Source organism: Rothia nasimurium (assembly GCF_928391935.1).
Classification (GTDB): Bacteria; Actinomycetota; Actinomycetes; order Actinomycetales; family Micrococcaceae; genus Rothia; species Rothia nasimurium_D.
This window is the reverse complement of sequence record NZ_CAKMTD010000001.1, coordinates 272,060-290,321: the sequence shown is the minus strand read 5'-3', so window position 1 is coordinate 290,321 and position 18,262 is coordinate 272,060. Positions and strand designations below refer to the sequence as shown.

Genomic DNA, 18,262 nt, shown 5'->3' with positions numbered 1-18,262 from the left:
CTAGGGTGCTAAGTGCTCATCAGGCCAGCCTCGTAGGCAATAATGACAGCCTGTACCCGGTCACGAGCCCCTAATTTTGCCAAAATATGGGAAACATGGGTCTTAATAGTTGCCTCTGCAACAAAGAGGTGCTGGGCTAATTCACCGTTGGACATACCCTGGGCGATCAGCAGTAAGAGCTCATGCTCACGCTGGGTCAGGCTGGCAATCTTCTCAGCGTGCTGCCTCGGCCCCGGCTGGGCCAGGTCACCGCCGGGCAGATGGGGAATCATCTGTTCCAGAAGCCGCCGGGTCGCGGACGGGGCAATGACAGCATCCCCCCGGTGGACCGTCCTAATTGCGTCAAGGAGCTGCTCCGGCTGGGCGTCCTTCAGGAGAAAACCACTGGCCCCATTCTGGATAGCAGCGTACACATAGTCGTCAATATCAAAGGTGGTCAGCATAATGACCCGGGTATCCGGGTGGGCAGCCAACAGGGAAGAGGTAGCCTCAATCCCGTCCATACGTGGCATACGGACGTCCATCAGCACCACCTGCGGGCCCTGCCCCGCCGCTGCCAGCTGGGCGGCGACGTCCACAGCCTCAACCCCGTCACTCGCCTCACCAGCCACCGTCATATCCAGCTGGGACCCCACCAGCATCGCCAACCCAGATCGAACCAGCTGCTGATCGTCCACCAGCAGAACCCTTATCTTATCTTGCATAGTTTTACCTTCTCACACGAAACTTAGGGGGCAAACGGTATCTGGGCCAGAACCCGGAACGAACCATCCGCCAGGCGGCCATACTGAAGGGTACCACCGTACATATCCACCCTCTCCCGCATACCCAGCAGGCCCCTGCGGGCACCGGGTATGGGGGCGGACGCCGACGCCTCAGGCCGGTTGGTTACCGAAATATCTAAACTCTGCTTGCCAGCGGTGAGGGCGACGGTCACCAGGGACGTGGTCGGACTGTGCCTACGAACATTCGTCAGGGCCTCTTGAACGATACGGTATATGGTCAGTTCAGCGCCCTGGGGAAGTTTCTCCTCCACACCCTCAACCTGGGTATAGTCCACCGCGTACCCCAGTTTCTGCATCTGCTCAATCAGCTGGGGAATATTATGCAGGGCTGGAAGTGGCTCAAACACCTGCCCCTCATCCGTCCGCAAGACCCCGAGCAGGGACCTCATCTGCTGCAAGGATTCCCGGGCCGTTGAAGAGATAGTGCCCAGGGCCTTAAACTCCAGCGGTTCTCCATCATCCGACGGTAAGGAGGCCCGCACCTGAGAACCTGCAGGCCCCTCTTGGGCCGTGCTCCCCAGCCTGGACGGACACGAAGTCTGCTCCTGCTGAATCCGGGCCAAACCAGCATAACGAGCCCCGTCCGCCTGCGTAATAATCACCGACAGAGAATGAGCCACAATATCGTGCATTTCCCGGGCAATACGGGCCCGCTCATCCAGGGCAGCAAGTTGCCGCTCCTGCTCCCGCTCATGCTCCAACTGGCGGTTCCGCTCAATCAAAGCCCGGTGGCGGTTCTCGCGAAGCCGCCGGGTATCACCTAAAAACCAGGCCATCATGGTCAAGGCAGAACAGACAAAGGTTGCAAGACCAAAGCCCACCAAAAGCTCCGGGGTGCTCCACAGGTAGACGCTCATATCGTGGGCGAAAACAACCCCACCAGCTACCGAAGCGACCAGAGAACAGACCACCATAGCAATCCGGGTCCTCCGGCTACCATACCGGGCCCAGTGGTAAACCACCACAGGCACAACCCACCACAGATGAAGCGCCGGGAAAGGCTCAAAAGCCGAGATAAAAACCCCCAGCACCACAACCGCCGTCATGGTCTTAGGCCGGCTATACCGCCAGTACAAACTAGACGTCGTCACCACCCACACCAGCAAGGGAACCCACCAGTAAGTGGTCTGGGACAGCGCCACCCCAGCCAACAGGAGGGAAGCAAACTGGGCCAGAACAACCGATAAACCGTTCACCAGCCTCTTCCGCCGCTGAACAGTGTCAAGCTCAACCTGAATTTCATCCACACACCCAGTCTAAAACCAGCCCACCACAGACCAACCGCCTCGAAACCGTCCAGACCCCAGAGTTCATACCGTAGTATGAGCCGAACCCGGCGACACAGCACCAAAACCGGTAATCTTGTACCCATGCAGTACATCTCCACCCGCGACGCCTCCAAGACCCCCGCCCGCTTCACCGACATCCTGCTCGGTGGCCTAGCACCCGATGGCGGCCTCTACCTGCCTGAAACCTACCCCACCCTCGACGACGCCACCCTCACCCGCTGGCGCACCGTCCTCACCGATGAGGGCTACGCAGCGCTCGCAGCTGAAGTCCTGAGCCTCTTCGTCGACGACATCCCGGCCGAAGACATCAAGGCGATGACTGCCCGCGCCTACTCCTACCCCAAGTTCGCTTCAGAAGAGATCGTTCCGGTGACCGAACTGGAACCCGGCATCCTGATCGGCCACCTGTCTGAAGGCCCCACCGCCGCCTTCAAGGACATGGCCATGCAGCTACTGGGCGAGCTCTTCGAATACGAGCTGGGCCGCCGCGGCCAGACCCTCAACATTGTGGGCGCCACCTCGGGCGACACCGGTTCATCTGCCGAATACGCCATGCGCGGACGCCCCGGCATCAAGGTCTTCATGCTCACCCCCGCCGGACGCATGACCCCCTTCCAGCAGGCCCAGATGTTCGGCCTGGACGACGACAACATCTTCAACGTTGCCCTCGACGGCGTCTTCGACGACTGCCAGGACGTCGTCAAGGCTATTTCTGCTGACGCTGCCTTCAAAGCTGACAAGCGCATTGGTGCGGTGAACTCCATTAACTGGGCCCGCCTGATGGCCCAGATTGTCTACTATGTTTCCTCCTGGATTCGCGCTACCGAAAGCAACGACCAGCAGGTGTCCTTCTGCGTGCCCACCGGTAACTTCGGTGATATCTGCGCCGGCCATATCGCCCGCCAGATGGGCCTGCCCATCGACCGCCTGATCGTCGCCACCAACGAGAACGACGTACTCGACGAATTCTTCCGCACCGGTGACTACCGGGTGCGTTCTTCGGCTGATACCTACGAGACTTCCAGCCCCTCCATGGATATCTCCCGCGCTTCTAATTTTGAGCGCTTCATCTACGACCTGCTGGGCCGCGACGCCGAGCGTACCGCCGACCTCTTCGGCAACAAGGTGCGCCAGGGCGGCTTCTCCCTGGCCGAGGACCCGGTGTTCGCTGAGGCTGCTGGGCGCTACGGTTTTGCCTCGGGCCGCTCAACCCACGCCGACCGCATCGCCACCATCCGCGACGCCAACGAGCGCCTGGGCGTGCTGCTTGACCCCCACACCGCCGACGGCGTCAAGGTCGCCCGCGACTGGGCAGAGAAGGTTGATACCCCCATCATCTGCCTGGAAACCGCCCTGCCGGTCAAGTTTGCTGAAACCATCCGTGAAGCTACCGGCGCCGAGCCCGCTATCCCCGAGCGCTTCGCCGGCATCATGGACGCCGACCGCCACGTCATCGACCTGCCCAACGACGTCGATGCGGTCAAGGCGCTGATCGAGAAGAACGTCTAACCGTTCGCTTATCTTTTACAGAACCACATGCCTTGTTGCACCCCGATTAAATTCTGGGGCTGGTGACAAGGCATGTGGTTTCTTATTGCCGGGATTCACGAATACTGGGTTTCTCGGTAAAAGTCTTGAAAAGATAGATTCATGCGAGTATGGTGCAAATGTAATGACACTGTAATAACAGGAGCACTTATGGCTGACGCAACCATCTCCTTCCGCACCGATAGCGCCACTAAAGAAGAGGTGCGAAAACTCTACAGCGACCTCGGCCTCGACCTCAGCACTGCACTGAATATGTTTCTAAAACAGTCGCTGGTTGATAATGGCCTGCCCTTCACTCCCCACCGCGAGAACCCTGCCAGCGTGCAAGCCCGGAAAGAAGCTGAAGAAAGACAGGGGAAAACATTCAACTCTGTAGCAGCTCTCATGGCTGACCTAACCGATGCTGACTAGAATCCACCGAACCAGCCAGTTCAAAAGAGACGCCAAAGCTCTCTTTCGAAAACACTATAAGCCTGAAAAACTAGCCCAGGCAGTCGAAGCTCTACTTGCCGAAGACCGCGACCTGCTCTCTACCAAATACAAGGATCATGCCTTGAAAGGGAACTGGAAAGGCTACCGGGAACTCCAAATCGAAGGGGACTGGCTACTGATCTATAAGGTGGAACGAGACGAGCTTCTTCTTGTTCTCACCCGCACAGGGAGTCATGACACGCTCTTCTAACGATTTGTTTTATGGTGTGGCTATGAAACAAGAAAAAGAGTTCTTTGCGGCAGCGTTACGCCTGGCCAAACCCCACACTCCAAGTGACCGTGAGCTCAGTAGAGTAGAACGTGAGACTGCGATTGCTGCCCTTGAAGAAGCTCAGATAGAGCAGACCTGCGACTGCGGCACCTGCCTCACCTACAACCTGCTTTACCCGGGCGATCCCATCGACCAGGACCTACCCCGCACCTACCTAGCCGCAAGTACCCAGGGCGGGGAGGCGCTCGTCCTCGCCCATCTGGCTGGTGGCAGGCTCACCACTCTAGAAGTAGCTCCCACAGGCAATAAGCCGGTAGCGGCCCTGCCAGCTGCCGACCACCTCACACCCTAGATCAATATATGAAACCACCAGTCAAAATATGGGCAAAGCTGTGCTCGCAGGACTAGCCTTAAACTATGACTGAAAACAGCTCCATCAACCTGGCCGTCATCCCCGGCGACGGCATCGGCCCCGAAGTAGTAGCCCAAGCCCACCGCGTCCTCACCCGCGCCGCCGAACTTGACCAGATTACCGTCACCTCCACCGAATACCCCCTCGGCGCCGAACACTGGCTCGCAACCGGTCAGACCCTCACCGAAGAGACAAAAACCGCCCTGGCCCAGCACGACGCCATCCTCTTCGGCGCCGTCGGAGCAGACCCCCGCTCCACCGCCGTCCCCAGCGGCCTCATCGAACGAGAAATCCTGCTCAACCTCCGTTTCTCCTTCGACCACTACATCAACCTGCGCCCCTCCCGCCTCTTCCCCGGCGCTGTCTCACCCCTGACCAACCCTGGGGACATCGACTTCGTCGTCGTCCGCGAAGGCACCGAAGGCCCCTACGCCGGTAACGGCGGCGTGCTCCGCGCCGGAACCGACGCCGAAATCGCCACCGAAGTCTCCGTCAACACCGCCTACGGCATTGAGCGCCTCATCCGCTACGCCTTCAACCTGGCAGCCAGCCGCGAGAAGAAAAAGCTGACCCTGATCCACAAGACCAACGTGCTCGTCAACGCCGGTGCCCTCTACACCCGTATCTTCAACAAGGTCGCCGAAGAATACCCCCAGGTCACCACCGACTACCTGCACATCGACGCAGCCACCATCTTCTTCACCACCGACCCCGCCCGCTTCGATGTAATCGTCACCGATAACCTCTTCGGCGACATCCTCACCGACCAGGCAGGCGCCATCACCGGCGGAATCGGCTACGCCGCCTGCGGCAACATCAACGCCGACGGCACCTACCCCTCAATGTTCGAACCCGTCCACGGCTCAGCCCCCGACATCGCCGGGCAGAATAAGGCCAACCCGACCGCCACCGTCCTGGCCGCTGCCATGCTCCTGCGCCACCTGGGCCATGAAGCAACCGCCGCCCGCATTGAGCAGGCCGTCGAAGCCGACCTCGCAGCCAACCCCGGGGCAACCCGCGCCACCGACGAAATCGGCGACGCAATCCTAGCCCAGCTCGGCTAAAACCCAAGAACCCCACCGGCCCTCCCGTTGGGGTTCTTAAGTTAGCTAGATAACATAAAACATCAGGCTGGGGTACTCTAGAAGACGACCCCAAGATTCACAGAAGCGAAGGACACCCATGTCACTCGAATTCACCATCAACCGCAACCCCAACCCCGCCAGCGCCGAGCGCCGCGCCGAAATCCTGGCCAACCCCGGCTTCGGCAACTACTTCACCGACCACATGGTGCGCATCGACTGGCGCGGCACCCACACCGACGGCGGCGAATGGACCAACGCCCAGGTTCTGCCCTACGGCCCCCTGAGCCTGGACCCCGCGGCGTCCGTCTTCCACTACGGCCAGGAAATCTTCGAGGGCATCAAGGCCTACCGTCAGGCGGACGGGTCCATCACCACCTTCCGTCCCGAAGAAAACGCTTCTCGACTGAACAAGTCAGCTGACCGCCTGGTGCTGCCTAACCTGCCCGAAGAGCTCTTCGTTGAGGCGATCCGCCAGCTGGTGACTATTGACGCTGACTGGGTTCCCTCCGGTGAGGGTGAATCCCTCTACCTGCGACCCTTCATGATTGCCACCGAGGCTTTCTTGGGTATTCGCCCGGCGCACGAGGTCTCCTTCTTCATCATTGCGTCCCCCGCCGGTAACTACTTCGGCACCCCCAAGCCCGTCGATATCTGGCTGTCGACCACCTACGCCCGCGCTGGCGTCGGCGGCACTGGCGAAGCTAAGTGCGGCGGCAACTACGCGGCTTCTCTGGCTGCCCAGTTGGAGGGTGAGGCCCAGGGCTGCAAGCAGGTCATCTTCAAGGACCCCAACCGCGATGACGCCATTGAAGAGCTGGGCGGCATGAACGTCTTCTTCGTTTTCAAGGACGGCCGCATTGTCACCCCCGAACTGACCGGCACGATCTTGCGTGGTGTGACCCGTAAGTCCATTATTAAGCTGGCCCAGGACCGTGGCCACACTGTTGAGGAACGCAAGATTACCCTGAGCGAGTGGCGCGAGGGCGTAGCTTCAGGCGAGATCACCGAGATTTTTGCCTGCGGTACCGCTGCCGTCATTACCCCCGTGGGTAAGCTCAAGGCCGCTGATTTTGAGATTCCTTCGGCTTCTGGCGCGGACGGCGGCGAGGTCACCATGGCCCTGCGCGAGGAGCTGGTAGGCATTCAGACCGGTAAGGTCGAGGACCGCCTGGGCTGGAACGTCAAGCTGGTCTAGCCCCTTATTGAGTAGGTACCACCTAAATCGGAAAAACCCACCAGCCAGGTGGGTTTTTCCGATTTTCTGGTCTTTTCTAGTTGGGCTAGGGCAAGGTCAGGACGCCCGTCAGGCCCAGTTGCGCGCAGAAGGCTTCGTCGTGGCTGACGACCAGGAGCGCACCCTCGTAGGAGGCTAACGCCTGCACCAGCCAGTCCACCGAGGCCATATCGAGGTTGTTGGTGGGCTCGTCCAGAATTAGCAGCTGGGGTGCCGGACTGGCCAAAAGGACGGTTGCCAGGGCCACCCGGAAGCGTTCGCCACCGGAGAGAACCCCCACGGGCAGGTGCACCCGTTCCCGGCGGAAGAGCAGCCGGGCCAGATCATCGCGGACCTGCTGTTCGGTCAGCGTCGGGTTGGCTGCCATGACCAGCTGCAGCATGCTCTGGTCCTGGGGGAGTGTCAGTCGCTGGGGCAGGTAGCCGGTGTTCGCTACCCGGTAGTCGCAGGCGTAGCGGGCGGTTTCAGCAGCCTGAGAATCACCCATGATGGCCCTCAGCAGGGTGCTCTTACCCGACCCGTTAGACCCGGCTAGCTGTAGGCGCTCTGGGCCCTGGACAATCAGCCGCTCAGGCAGAGGAGTAATAGCAGCCGCCCCGTCGCCCGCCTGCTCCTGGGCACCGGGCTGGGTGCCGGCGTCCTGCCTATCAGCCTGCCGCAGGGTGAGTTCCAAGACCCGCTTACTTGCTGGTACACGGGTGCCGGGCAGGTCAAGGTAAATGGGCTGGTCCTCGCGGATATCCCGCTCCCGGGCCTGGCGGGTGGCAGTAGCGGCATCTAACCTACCCTGGTGGGTCTGCCGAACCTTAGCGGCCGACCGCTGGGCTGAGGAGGCGGCCAGCCCCATCGACATCCGTGAGCCCCGCCGGTTAGCCTGGGCGGTCGCCCCAGCCCGGGCCGCGCGGGCCAGCTTGGTTTCTGCCTCGATGCGCTCCCGCTTTTCCTGCCGCTCAACCTGCTTGGCTTCGCGCAGGTGGCGGGCGGCGGCGTCCTGCTCGCTGTCGATAGCCTGCCGGTAGGCGCTGTAGTTGCCGGTGAAAGAGCGCAGGGCTCCCTGCCTGAGTTCCAGCACTTCATCGACCCGCTCTAGCAGGTCGCGGTCGTGGCTGACCACGAGCACGGGGCAAGGCAGACTGTCTAGGAGCCGGTAGAGGGTGGCGCGGGCGTCAGCGTCGAGGTTGTTGGTGGGTTCATCGAGCAGCAGGACGCCGGGGCGTGAGGCAACCAGCGCCGTGAGGGCTGCGGTGACGGCCTCGCCACCCGAGAGCGTGCCGACGGTGCGCCGCATGAGGGCGCGGGCGTCGGTAGCGGCTAGGGCGGGGGAGAAGCCGGACGCGGCCAGGGCAGCCTGGGCTTGCTCGGCGGCATCCCAGTTATCACCGATCCGGTCGTAGAGATCTTCGGAGTAGTCGCCGGCTTCTAGCGCGGTGAGGGCGTCGAGGACGTCGGTGATAGCGAAGAGGTCGGCGATGGTGGTCTGCGGGGTGAGCCCTAAATCCTGGGGCAGATAGGCGACGGTACCGGGCCGGGCGATACTGCCACTCGTTGGTTCTAGGGTGCCTGCCAGGAGCTTGAGCAGGGTTGATTTGCCGGAGCCGTTATCGCCAATAAGGGCTGTGACCGGGGCACTGACAGCGCCGGTGAGGTTTTCAAAACAAGGGGTGCCGTCGGGCCAAATCAGGCTGAGGCTGTTAAAAGAAAGGTGGGGTTCAGATACGGAAATAGGCATGAGGGTGCGATCCATTCAGCGTCAAAGAGGTGAGGTGCTGAAAACCGCGGTGAGGGGTTTCAGCGTGGTCTAGAGAGCCGCTGAAAAATCCACTGGAATGCCTTCCGTAGGGAACAAGAACTGGTGATTATTGTAGGGGAGCGGGGTGGAGGCTGTCAACCACTACGGTAGGTACCATCTGAGTCAGAAAAGACCACCAGCCAGGTGGGTTTTTCCGATTTAAATGGTCCATTCTGGGGCGGGGGCGGGGAGTCCGGTAGGCTAGTAACCATGCGCATTGCCCGATTTACCGTAGACGATACCCTGCACTTTGGCCTGGTTGAAGGTGAGCCCGGCGAAGAGACCATCACCGTTCTCTCCGGCGACCCCTTCTACACCGGCATCAACCCCACCGACAAGCGGTACCCCATCAACGACGTCCGCCTGCTGGCCCCCATCATCCCCCGCTCCAAGGTCATTGGCGTGGCCCGCAACTGGCGCGACCACGCCTCCGAGCTGGGCAACGAAACCCCCACCACCCCCCAGTTCTTCTTCAAGCCCAACACGTCCGTCATCGGCCCCGGCGACCCCATCGCCCTGCCCGAATGGTCAGACAACGTCTCCTTCGAAGGTGAGCTCGCCGTCGTCATCGGCCGTATCGCCAAGTCCGTGCCCCTGGACCGCGTGCCCGAAGTTATCTACGGCTTCACCGTCGCCAACGACCTGACCGCCCGTGACGCCCAAAAAACTGACATCCAGTGGGCCCGCGCCAAGGGCTTCGACGGTGCCTGCCCCCTTGGGCCCTGGATCGAAACCGAACTCGATACCGACGACCTGAGTATCCAAACCTGGGTGGATGGCGACCTCAAGCAGGACGGCACCACCGCCGACATGGTCTTCTCCGTGGCCGAACTCGTCGCCGCCGCCAGTGAATACTTCACCCTGCTGCCCGGTGACGTGATCCTCACCGGTACCCCCGCCGGGGTAGGACGCCTGAGCGCAGGTAACGAGGTTGAGATTGAGGTAGAGGGCATCGGCTCCCTGATCAACACCGTCCGCGCCGAGTAAACTAGAACCTACGAACAGCTTTTAACTAGAAAGGGATGTGCTCACATCCATGAGTGATTACGCTCTGAAACTCAACGATCCCAGCGAAACCCGCGTCCGCTTCTGCCCCTCACCCACCGGCACCCCGCACGTCGGCATGGTTCGCACCGCCCTCTTCAACTGGGCCTACGCCAAGCACACCGGCGGCACCATGGTCTTCCGTATCGAGGACACTGACGCCGCCCGAGACTCCGAAGAATCCTTCAACCAGGTGCTCGAATCCCTGCAGTGGCTGGGCATTAACTGGGACGAGGGCGTCGGCGTCGGCGGCCCCCACGAGCCCTACCGCCAGTCAGAGCGCATGGATATATACGCTGACGTGGTCGAAAAGCTCAAGGCCGGTGGCTTCATTTACGAGGACTTCTCCACCCCCGAAGAGGTTGAAGAGCGCCACAAGGCCAAGGGCCAGGATCCCAAGCTGGGCTATGACAACTTTGACCGTGACCTGACCGAGGAGCAGAAGGCCGCCTACCGGGCCGAGGGCCGCACCCCCGTGCTGCGCCTGCGTATGCCCGATGAAGATATCACCTTCAACGACCTGGTGCGCGGTGAGATCACCTTCAAGGCCGGTTCCGTGCCCGACTTCGTGGTCGTCCGCGCCAACGGCAAGCCCCTCTACACCCTGGTCAACCCCGTTGACGACGCCCTCATGGGTATCACCCACGTGCTGCGCGGCGAGGACCTGCTGTCATCCACCCCCCGTCAGATTGCCCTCTACCGGGCCCTGGTTGAGGTGGGCGTCACCAGCTTCATTCCCGAGTTTGGCCACCTGCCCTACGTCATGGGCCAGGGCAACAAGAAGCTCTCCAAGCGTGACCCCGAGTCCAGCCTCTACAACCTGCTGGACGCCGGCTTCATCAAGGAAGGCCTACTCAACTACCTCTCCCTGCTGGGCTGGTCCCTCTCCCACGACGAAGACATCTTCACCATGGACCAGATGGTTGCCGCCTTCGACATCAAGGACGTACTGGCCAACCCCGCGCGTTTTGACGTCAAGAAGGCAGAGGCTATCAACGGCACCCACATCCGTATGCTGGAGGCTGAGGACTTCCGTAACCGCCTGGTTCCCTTCCTGCACAAGGCCGAGCTGGTTTCCGCTGAGAGCTTTGAGGCCTTGACCGAGCGTGAGCAGGCCATTCTGACCGAGGCCGCCCCTTTGGTTCAGGAGCGCATGCAGCTTCTGGGCGAGGCCCCCGGCCTGCTGGGCTTCCTCTTCACCGCCGACGAAGATATTGAGGTCGCTGAGGACGCCGCCAAGCAGCTCAAGGAGTCAGCACCGGCAGTTCTCGACGCGGCGATCACTGCCGTTGAGGGCCTGACCGATTTCACCGCCGCCACCATCGAAGCTGCCCTGCGCGAAGCTATCGTCGATGGTCTTGAGATCAAGCCCCGCCTGGCCTTCGGCCCGGTGCGCACCGCCATGAGCGGCCAGCGCATCTCACCGCCGCTCTTCGAGTCCATGGAGATTCTGGGCAAGGATTCCTCCCTGGCCCGCCTGAAGAAGCTCCGCGCTTCCCTGGCATAAAAATTTTTCGAGGTTTAGCTCACGTGCCGCCCCGTTTCCCCAGGTCTTGGGGGAGCGGGGCGGTGCTTTATGGGAGAGCTGGGAGGGCGGAAAGTGGGGGAGCAGGACGCCCGCAGAGGCTTTTTCAGGAATTTTTACAAAAATTTTGGGGCCAAAAACCGCTAGAAATAAGGGTAAACGCGGGCTTTCCGGGGTGAATGTGAGCCAGCTCTATGGATTTCGAGTTGCATGCCCTCAAAAGCTCGTATAGAGTTATTACTCGTTGCGGCGATGACTTCCGAAAGGAAATCAAGCCGGAGCACATAATAATGGGATATGGTGTAATTGGCAACACTACGGTTTCTGGTACCGTCATTCTAGGTTCGAGTCCTGGTATCCCAGCGAGCATCTTGATTCAAGATGTTACGGCCCCATCGTATAGCGGCCTAGTACTCCGCCCTCTCACGGCGGCAACACCGGTTCAAATCCGGTTGGGGTCACAGGCTAAAATCCCTCGCTTCGAATGAAGCGGGGGATTTTTCTATGCCCGGTCACACTCGGCCCCATTGGTGCCCAAAGCAGTGACTAGGGGGAGTGCCAAGGGTAGTGCAGATTACACCCTCCCGGCTTGCATGTGGGTAAAAAGGGCGTGTATAGTTTTATCTGTTGTCGGAAACGGCAGCAGCTCGAAAGAGTTTCGGCCCCATCGTATAGCGGCCTAGTACTCCGCCCTCTCACGGCGGCAACACCGGTTCAAATCCGGTTGGGGTCACAGGCTAATAAGTCCCCTACTTCACACAGAAGTAGGGGACTTTTTCGTATGCCTCATACCCCCTGGCTAACCCCTGCGTGGAAGAATAGAAGCGTGTATCAAGAAACCATCACTCACACCCTGGCCGCCGTGCGCGAGGCCCGCACCACGCTCGCGTCCGCCCATTTCCCCCTCTCAACCGGTAGTGCTGAAACCGCCCAGCATCTAGCCCGTACCACCGTCACCCAGCTGGACGACTACATCCTGCCCAAGCTGGCCACCCTAGACGCCCCGCTGACCGTCGTCGTGGGAGGCTCCACCGGCGCCGGTAAATCCACCCTGGTCAACACCCTGATGGGGGAGCCGGTGACCCGCTCCGGCGCGATTCGACCCACCACCCGCCAGCCCGTCCTCCTGCACCGCCCCGAAGATGAAGCGGCCTTTGCGCCCGAGCGGATCCTGCCCAACCTGGTGAGGGTGCCTGTCGCCCCCGGTGAGGCCCTGCCCGGGGCCAACCCCCACAGCGGCCAGGACGAGCTGGTCACCGTGCCCGTCGAATCCCTGCCCGCCGGTATCGCCCTGATCGACGCCCCTGACTTTGACTCAGTCTCTGACGAAAACCGCCGCCTGGCCCAGCAGCTCCTACGCGCAGCTGACCTCTGGCTTTTTGTCACCACCGCCAACCGTTACGCCGACGCCGTGCCCTGGGAAATCCTGCGCCAGGCTGCTGCCCGCGACATCACTATCGCTGTGGTGCTCAACCGGGTCCCCGAGGGAGCCGAGGACGAAATCGAGGCAGACCTGACCCGCATGCTCACTGAAGCCGGTATCACCCCGGCTCTGATCCACTCGGTCACCGAGCAGGAGAGGGACGAACGTGGCCTGCTGCCCTCCGTAGCCCTCACCCCCCTGATTTTCTGGCTGCGCTCCCTGGGAGCCGACGCGGACGCCCGCTCCGACATCGCCCGCCGCACCCTAGAAGGGGCTGTAAGGGCTGTAGCCCTCCAGGCCGGCCAACTGGCAGACGCCGCCCGGGACCAGCAGGAGGCAGAAACCCGCCTCCGCGCCGACGTCACCACCGCCTTCACCCAGGCCATGAGCAGACTCACTGAGGCCACCCAGGACGGGCACATGCTGAGGGGAGAGGTGCTGACCCGCTGGCAGGACTTCGTCGGCACCGGCGAGTTCTTCCGCCAGGTTGAAACCACCATCGGCAAGGTCCGAGACCGGGTCGCCGGCTTCTTCCGGGGAACCCCGCCCACCCGCGCCGTCGAGGTGGAACAGGCCCTTGAGGTCGGCCTGCACTCCATCATCATGGAAGAGGCCGCTGCCGCCGCTGAAACCGCCCAGCGCCGCTGGCTGGACGACAAGACCGGCCGGGCCCTGCTAGCAGGAGACGACCTAGCCGCCCTGGGGGAGAACTTCTCTGAAGACGTCGCCGAGTCGATTCGCGCCTGGCAGCAGGACGTCATGGACATCATCGCCGCTGAAGGTGCAGGAAAACGCCAGAAGGCCCGCTTCCTGTCCCTGGGAGTGAACGCAACCGCCCTGATTCTCATGGTGGCCGTCTTCTCCATGACTGGGGGCCTCACCGGCCTTGAGGTAGGGATCGCCGGTGGCTCAGGCGTCGTAGGGCAGAAACTGCTCGAAGCAATTTTTGGTGAGGACGCCGTACGCCGCATGGCTGCCGGGGCCCGCACCCGCCTTGAAACCCGCATGGGCGAACTGCTCGACAGCCAGCAGGCTCGCTTTATCACCCGCCTCGAGAACGCTCTGGACGGTCAGGCCCCCAGCCCCGAGGCCCTGACCCGGGCAGCGGACCTCCTCACCCAGGCAGGCCAGGATCTCATCCAAGGAGCCGCCTCACCTGCCCCGAGCACCCCTGCCCCGTCCACCACCGAAAGCACCCAGTGAGCACCGCAGAGAAAACCACAGCCACCACCGCCCTCGCCCTGCGCGTCGAGGCCCTCGAAACCGCCCTCAGCCTGGGACAGGGCCGAATCGACCCGGAGATCGCCCAGGCGGCCCAGGCCGTCCTAGAACGGGCAGCTGCCCGCCGGGAACTGTCTGCCGAGCACACCGTCATCGGCTTCTTCGGGGCCACCGGCTCAGGCAAGTCCACCCTCTTCAACGCGGTCGTCGGTAAAGACATCGCCAAGAGCGCGGCCCGCCGCCCCACCACCTCCACCGCTCAAGCCGCAATCTGGGGCAAAGAAGGGGCAGAACCCCTGCTGGACTGGCTGGGCGTCACCAACCGCACCTACATGGACGAAGACCCCGCCCAGGCCACAGAAGCCCTCAACCGGGCCGAAGTTCCCGTCAGCGTGGGCATGTGGAACAAAATCCGCCGCTCTGTAGGAGCCGGTAAGACCGAGCAGGCCAGCGGCGGGCTGATTCTGCTGGACCTACCCGACTTCGACTCGGTGGAGGCATCCAACCGGGCCATTGTTGAAAAAATGGCCGAGTGCGTGGATGTGCTGGTCTGGGTCATGGACCCCCAAAAGTACGCCGACGCCGTCATCCACCAGGACTTTATTCAGCCCCTGGCCTCCCACGGGGCCGTCACTCTGGCCGTCCTCAACCAGGTAGACCGACTCGATGAGGCTGAAGTACCGGCAGTACTCGACTCCCTCAAGGCCCTGCTGGCCCAAGACGGGCTGACCTCAACCCTCCTGGCCGACCCCCTGGGCGTCTCCGCCCGCACCGGCTACCAAATCCCGCGCCTGCGCGAGGTCCTGGGCCAGGTCGCCGTCGCCAAGAGTGCCGCCCTGGCCAGGATCGAAGCCGACCTGGCAGGCGTCCATTCCAGCCTGGCCAGCCAGGACGGCGGGGGAGAGCCAGCCGGTATCACCGCGCCCGCCACCACAGCCCTAGAAGACGGCTTCTACGCCGCCTCGGGCGCAGAAGCCCTGGTCAAAGCCGCCGCCGACTCCTACAAGCTGCACGCGGCCTCGTCCACCGGCTGGATTGCAACCCGCTGGCTCCTCAAAATCAAACGCGACCCCCTCAAACGCCTGGGCCTGCACAAGGAACACGACGGGGCGCCTATTTCCAAGTCCTCCCTCCCGCCCCTGGGCCCCGCCCAGAAAGCCGTCCTGTCCACCTCCCTGCGGTCCTTCGCCGCCGCCACTTCAGCCGGGGTGGGGGAGCCCTGGAGCCACTCCATCAGAGAGGCAGCCCGAACCTACGAAGAGTCCTTGCCCTCTGAAATCGAGCGGGCCGCAGCAAGCGTCCACTACCAGGCCGACAAAAAACGCTGGTGGTGGCACCTGCTCAACGCCCTGCAGTGGACGGCCCTCACCGCCGCCCTGGTTGGCCTGCTCTGGCTCACCGGCCTGGCTCTAGCAGGCTACTTCCAGATCGTCCTGCCTGAGCCGCCCACCATCGAGGGCTTCCCCCTGCCCGTGCCCACCCTCCTGGTGGCCACCGGCGTCCTGCTTGGTATTCTCACCGCCGCCCTGGGCCGGGGTTTAGCCGCGCTGGGCCACCGCTGGTATGCCAAAAACATCCGCCGCCAGCTTGAAACCAACCTGGCCGAGGTTGCAGCCCGTTGCGTCACCGCCCCCGTCCAGGACGAATTGGCCCGCCTCCAGGACTACCGCCAGGCCCTGCACCAGGCCCGCTAGGTCAGCTGGGCATACAGAAATCCCCACCGAGGACGTCCTCGGTGGGGATTTTTGTCGCACGACCAGATTTGGACCAGTTTCAGCTCAAAAACCAGGGTCTAACTACCTACCTGTGGGGTAAAGCTGGTCCAAAGGCGGGAGGGGCTTAGCTACGCAGGGCCTCGGTCAGGGCCGCAGCGGCCTCACACACCACTTCGGCATGCAGACGGCCAGGCTGGCGGGTCAGGCGCTCAATCGGGCCCGAAATGGAAACCGCCGCAATGACCTTGCCCGAGGGGGAGCGCACCGGCGCTGAGACTGAGGCGGTGCCGCGCTCACGCTCGCCGACGGACTGGGCCCAGCCCCGGCGGCGGACAGCAGCAAGCATGGTGGCTGAGAAACGGGCATTATGCAGCCCCTCGACCAGGCGGGCATGGTCCTCCCAGGCGGTGAGGACCTGGGCTGCTGAACCGGCCTTCATGGACAGCTGGGTGCCCACCGGAATGGTGTCACGCAGGCCGATAGGACGTTCAGCTGATGCAACACAAACCCGCCAGTCACCCTGGCGTCGGAAAATCTGGGAGGACTCACCGGTTGCATTGCGCAGGTTGTTGAGGACGGGGCCGGCAGCAGCGATGAGGCGGTCTTCGCCGGCTGCGCTAGAGAGTTCGCCCAGGCGGGGTCCGAGCATGAAGCGGCCCTGAACGTCACGGGCGACGAGCCGGTGGTGGGTGAGGGCGACGGCGAGTCGGTGGGCGGTCGGGCGGGCGAGGCCGGTGGCTTCGACGAGCTGGGAGAGGGTGGCGGGCCCAGCTTCGAGGCAGTCAAGGATGTGCGCGGCTTTGTCGAGGACGCCGACGCCTGAGCTGCGGGTATCTTGCATGGTGAAAACTTTCGCCTGGTGGTGGGGCCTACAGGGGCCGGTGGGTGCGGTTCGCGGGGGCCTTTCGGGTATGAAAGATCAGAGCATTCTGGATTGTGTCCTCCTACTATAATGACTTCTCATATTCTGATATGCAAGTTCATTTATTGGAAAGATTTACCCGGGGGCGTCACACTGGTTAAAGCATCACTAGAAATCTATGGAGGACTCAATGGCTGGTATTACCGACCATACCCCGCGAACACTGGCTGAAAAGGTCTGGGACGCGCACACCGTTGTGCCTGGCGTCGATGGCAAGCCCGACCTGCTCTACATCGACCTGCACCTGGTCCACGAAGTCACCTCACCCCAGGCCTTTGAGGGCCTGCGCCTGGAAGGACGCCCCCTGCGTCGCCTGGATTTGACCATCGCCACCGAGGACCACAACACCCCCACCGAGAACATCTTCTCCACCATCGCCGATCTGACCTCCCGCACCCAGATTGAAACCCTGCGTCGCAACGCGGAGGAATTTGGCGTCCGTATTCACTCCCTGGGCGATAAGGAACAGGGCATTGTTCACGTCGTCGGCCCCCAGCTGGGCCTGACCATGCCCGGCATGACTGTGGTCTGCGGTGACTCCCACACCTCAACCCACGGCGCTTTCGGCGCCCTGGCCTTCGGTATTGGTACCTCAGAGGTCGAGCACGTCATGGCCACCCAGACCCTGCCCCTGGCCCCCTTCAAGACCATGGCCATCAACGTCGAGGGCACCCTCAAGCCCGGCGTTACAGCCAAGGACATCATCCTGGCTGTTATCGCCGAAATCGGTACCGGTGGCGGCCAGGGCTATGTGCTGGAATACCGTGGCTCGGCTATCCGATCCCTCTCCATGGAGGGACGCATGACCATCTGCAACATGTCTATCGAAGCAGGTGCCCGCGCGGGTATGGTTGCCCCCGACGAAACCACCTTTGAATACGTCAAGGGCCGCCCCCACGCACCGACCGGTGAGAACTGGGATGCCGCCGTCGAATACTGGAAGACCCTGCCCACCGACGAAGGCGCAACCTTCGACCGTGAGGTCTTCATTAACGCCGACGAGCTCGAACCCTTCGTCACCTGGGGCACCAACCCGGGTCAGGGCGTCCCCCTCTCCCAGGCCGTGCCCTTCCCCGAGGACTTCGAAGACGAAAACGAGCAGAAGGCAGCCGCCCGCGCCCTGGAATACATGGACCTGACCGCAGGTACCCCCATGAAGGACATCCCCGTGGACGTCGTCTTCCTGGGCTCCTGCACCAACTCCCGAATCGAAGACCTGCGGGCCGCCGCCGAGATCGTCAAGGGCCAGAAGATGGCCGAGGGCGTGCGCATGATGGTCGTTCCCGGCTCCCAGAAGGTCCGCGCCCAGGCTGAAGAAGAAGGCCTGGACCAGATCTTCAAGGACTTCGGTGCCGACTGGCGTTTTGCTGGCTGCTCCATGTGCCTGGGTATGAACCCCGACCAGCTGGCCCCCGGCGAACGCTGCGCCTCAACCTCCAACCGCAACTTTGAAGGACGCCAGGGCAAGGGCGGCCGCACCCACCTGGTATCCCCGCTGGTTGCCGCCGCTACCGCCATCCGCGGCACCCTCTCGTCCCCGGCAGACCTGTAAGCACCCCACCCACCA

The 18,262-nt window shown here is 62.4% G+C and carries 15 protein-coding genes and 3 tRNA genes; 14 read left to right on the top strand and 4 right to left on the bottom strand.

Translation table 11 applies throughout. The annotated features are described in order from the left end of the window. Nucleotides 1-8: 8 nt before the first annotated feature. Both L7A15_RS01385 and L7A15_RS01380 read right to left on the bottom strand, forming a co-directional pair. Complete coding sequence (locus L7A15_RS01385) at nucleotides 9-704, bottom strand: response regulator (RefSeq protein WP_237207932.1); 696 nt, start codon at nucleotides 702-704, stop codon at nucleotides 9-11. Between the two features lie 23 nt (nucleotides 705-727). Continuing rightward, nucleotides 728-2,032, bottom strand: coding sequence for a sensor histidine kinase (locus tag L7A15_RS01380; protein ID WP_237207931.1), 1,305 nt, complete (start codon nucleotides 2,030-2,032; stop codon nucleotides 728-730). Between the two features lie 123 nt (nucleotides 2,033-2,155). On the opposite strand from L7A15_RS01380, the gene thrC reads away from it, so the two are divergent. From thrC to L7A15_RS01355, 6 genes are all read left to right on the top strand, one after another. Further along, a complete protein-coding gene (thrC, locus tag L7A15_RS01375; protein ID WP_237207930.1) occupies nucleotides 2,156-3,583 on the top strand; it encodes a threonine synthase in 1,428 nt (475 codons plus the stop codon). Nucleotides 3,584-3,772: 189 nt separating this feature from the next. Beyond that, nucleotides 3,773-4,033 (top strand): type II toxin-antitoxin system RelB/DinJ family antitoxin, encoded by a 261-nt coding sequence (locus L7A15_RS01370; protein WP_237207929.1) that lies wholly within the window; start codon nucleotides 3,773-3,775, stop codon nucleotides 4,031-4,033. Next, entirely contained in the window at nucleotides 4,023-4,304 is a 282-nt protein-coding gene (locus L7A15_RS10735; protein WP_237218422.1) for a type II toxin-antitoxin system YafQ family toxin, read from the top strand. The genes L7A15_RS01370 and L7A15_RS10735 overlap by 11 nt, the downstream gene beginning before the upstream one ends. Before the next feature lie 22 nt (nucleotides 4,305-4,326). Next, nucleotides 4,327-4,677 (top strand): hypothetical protein, encoded by a 351-nt coding sequence (locus tag L7A15_RS01365; RefSeq protein WP_237189411.1) that lies wholly within the window; start codon nucleotides 4,327-4,329, stop codon nucleotides 4,675-4,677. Between the two features lie 65 nt (nucleotides 4,678-4,742). After that, a complete protein-coding gene (locus tag L7A15_RS01360) occupies nucleotides 4,743-5,801 on the top strand; it encodes a 3-isopropylmalate dehydrogenase (RefSeq protein WP_237189412.1) in 1,059 nt (352 codons plus the stop codon). A gap of 118 nt (nucleotides 5,802-5,919) precedes the next feature. Continuing rightward, complete coding sequence (locus tag L7A15_RS01355; protein ID WP_237201193.1) at nucleotides 5,920-7,017, top strand: branched-chain amino acid aminotransferase; 1,098 nt, start codon at nucleotides 5,920-5,922, stop codon at nucleotides 7,015-7,017. 85 nt (nucleotides 7,018-7,102) lie between these two features. On the opposite strand, the gene L7A15_RS01350 is transcribed toward L7A15_RS01355, so the two are convergent. Next, a complete protein-coding gene (locus L7A15_RS01350; RefSeq protein ID WP_237201194.1) occupies nucleotides 7,103-8,785 on the bottom strand; it encodes an ABC-F family ATP-binding cassette domain-containing protein in 1,683 nt (560 codons plus the stop codon). A 270-nt stretch (nucleotides 8,786-9,055) separates the two neighbouring features. Between L7A15_RS01350 and L7A15_RS01345 the strand changes: the two genes are divergently transcribed. The 7 genes from L7A15_RS01345 (at nucleotide 9,056) to L7A15_RS01315 (ending at nucleotide 15,752) form a co-directional block, all read left to right on the top strand. After that, complete coding sequence (locus tag L7A15_RS01345; protein WP_237207927.1) at nucleotides 9,056-9,832, top strand: fumarylacetoacetate hydrolase family protein; 777 nt, start codon at nucleotides 9,056-9,058, stop codon at nucleotides 9,830-9,832. Between the two features lie 49 nt (nucleotides 9,833-9,881). Next, a complete protein-coding gene (gene gltX, locus L7A15_RS01340; RefSeq protein WP_237207926.1) occupies nucleotides 9,882-11,396 on the top strand; it encodes a glutamate--tRNA ligase in 1,515 nt (504 codons plus the stop codon). Between the two features lie 309 nt (nucleotides 11,397-11,705). Next, nucleotides 11,706-11,777: transfer RNA gene (locus L7A15_RS01335), tRNA-Gln, on the top strand. A 25-nt stretch (nucleotides 11,778-11,802) separates the two neighbouring features. Next, a tRNA-Glu gene (locus L7A15_RS01330) sits at nucleotides 11,803-11,875 on the top strand. 199 nt (nucleotides 11,876-12,074) lie between these two features. Next, a tRNA-Glu gene (locus L7A15_RS01325) sits at nucleotides 12,075-12,147 on the top strand. Nucleotides 12,148-12,240: 93 nt separating this feature from the next. Further along, complete coding sequence (locus L7A15_RS01320) at nucleotides 12,241-14,040, top strand: dynamin family protein (RefSeq protein ID WP_237207925.1); 1,800 nt, start codon at nucleotides 12,241-12,243, stop codon at nucleotides 14,038-14,040. After that, a complete protein-coding gene (locus L7A15_RS01315) occupies nucleotides 14,037-15,752 on the top strand; it encodes a GTPase family protein (RefSeq protein ID WP_237207924.1) in 1,716 nt (571 codons plus the stop codon). The genes L7A15_RS01320 and L7A15_RS01315 overlap by 4 nt, the downstream gene beginning before the upstream one ends. Nucleotides 15,753-15,897: 145 nt before the next feature. On the opposite strand, the gene L7A15_RS01310 is transcribed toward L7A15_RS01315, so the two are convergent. Beyond that, a complete protein-coding gene (locus tag L7A15_RS01310) occupies nucleotides 15,898-16,614 on the bottom strand; it encodes an IclR family transcriptional regulator (RefSeq protein ID WP_237188095.1) in 717 nt (238 codons plus the stop codon). A 211-nt stretch (nucleotides 16,615-16,825) separates the two neighbouring features. On the opposite strand from L7A15_RS01310, the gene leuC reads away from it, so the two are divergent. Continuing rightward, the gene (leuC, locus tag L7A15_RS01305; protein WP_237188096.1) at nucleotides 16,826-18,247 is read left to right on the top strand and encodes a 3-isopropylmalate dehydratase large subunit; all 1,422 of its coding nucleotides are present in this window, start codon (nucleotides 16,826-16,828) and stop codon (nucleotides 18,245-18,247) included. The last annotated feature ends 15 nt before the right edge of the window (nucleotides 18,248-18,262 follow it).

Coding starts and splice junctions, on each gene's coding strand:
- L7A15_RS01370 (WP_237207929.1), top strand. CDS start 3,773: ATGGCTGACGCAACCATCTCCTTCCGCACCGATAGCGCCACTAAAGAA.
- L7A15_RS01310 (WP_237188095.1), bottom strand. CDS start 16,614: ATGCAAGATACCCGCAGCTCAGGCGTCGGCGTCCTCGACAAAGCCGCG.
- L7A15_RS01355 (WP_237201193.1), top strand. CDS start 5,920: ATGTCACTCGAATTCACCATCAACCGCAACCCCAACCCCGCCAGCGCC.
- thrC (WP_237207930.1), top strand. CDS start 2,156: ATGCAGTACATCTCCACCCGCGACGCCTCCAAGACCCCCGCCCGCTTC.
- gltX (WP_237207926.1), top strand. CDS start 9,882: ATGAGTGATTACGCTCTGAAACTCAACGATCCCAGCGAAACCCGCGTC.
- L7A15_RS01360 (WP_237189412.1), top strand. CDS start 4,743: ATGACTGAAAACAGCTCCATCAACCTGGCCGTCATCCCCGGCGACGGC.
- L7A15_RS01350 (WP_237201194.1), bottom strand. CDS start 8,785: ATGCCTATTTCCGTATCTGAACCCCACCTTTCTTTTAACAGCCTCAGC.
- L7A15_RS01345 (WP_237207927.1), top strand. CDS start 9,056: ATGCGCATTGCCCGATTTACCGTAGACGATACCCTGCACTTTGGCCTG.
- leuC (WP_237188096.1), top strand. CDS start 16,826: ATGGCTGGTATTACCGACCATACCCCGCGAACACTGGCTGAAAAGGTC.
- L7A15_RS01385 (WP_237207932.1), bottom strand. CDS start 704: ATGCAAGATAAGATAAGGGTTCTGCTGGTGGACGATCAGCAGCTGGTT.
- L7A15_RS01365 (WP_237189411.1), top strand. CDS start 4,327: ATGAAACAAGAAAAAGAGTTCTTTGCGGCAGCGTTACGCCTGGCCAAA.
- L7A15_RS10735 (WP_237218422.1), top strand. CDS start 4,023: ATGCTGACTAGAATCCACCGAACCAGCCAGTTCAAAAGAGACGCCAAA.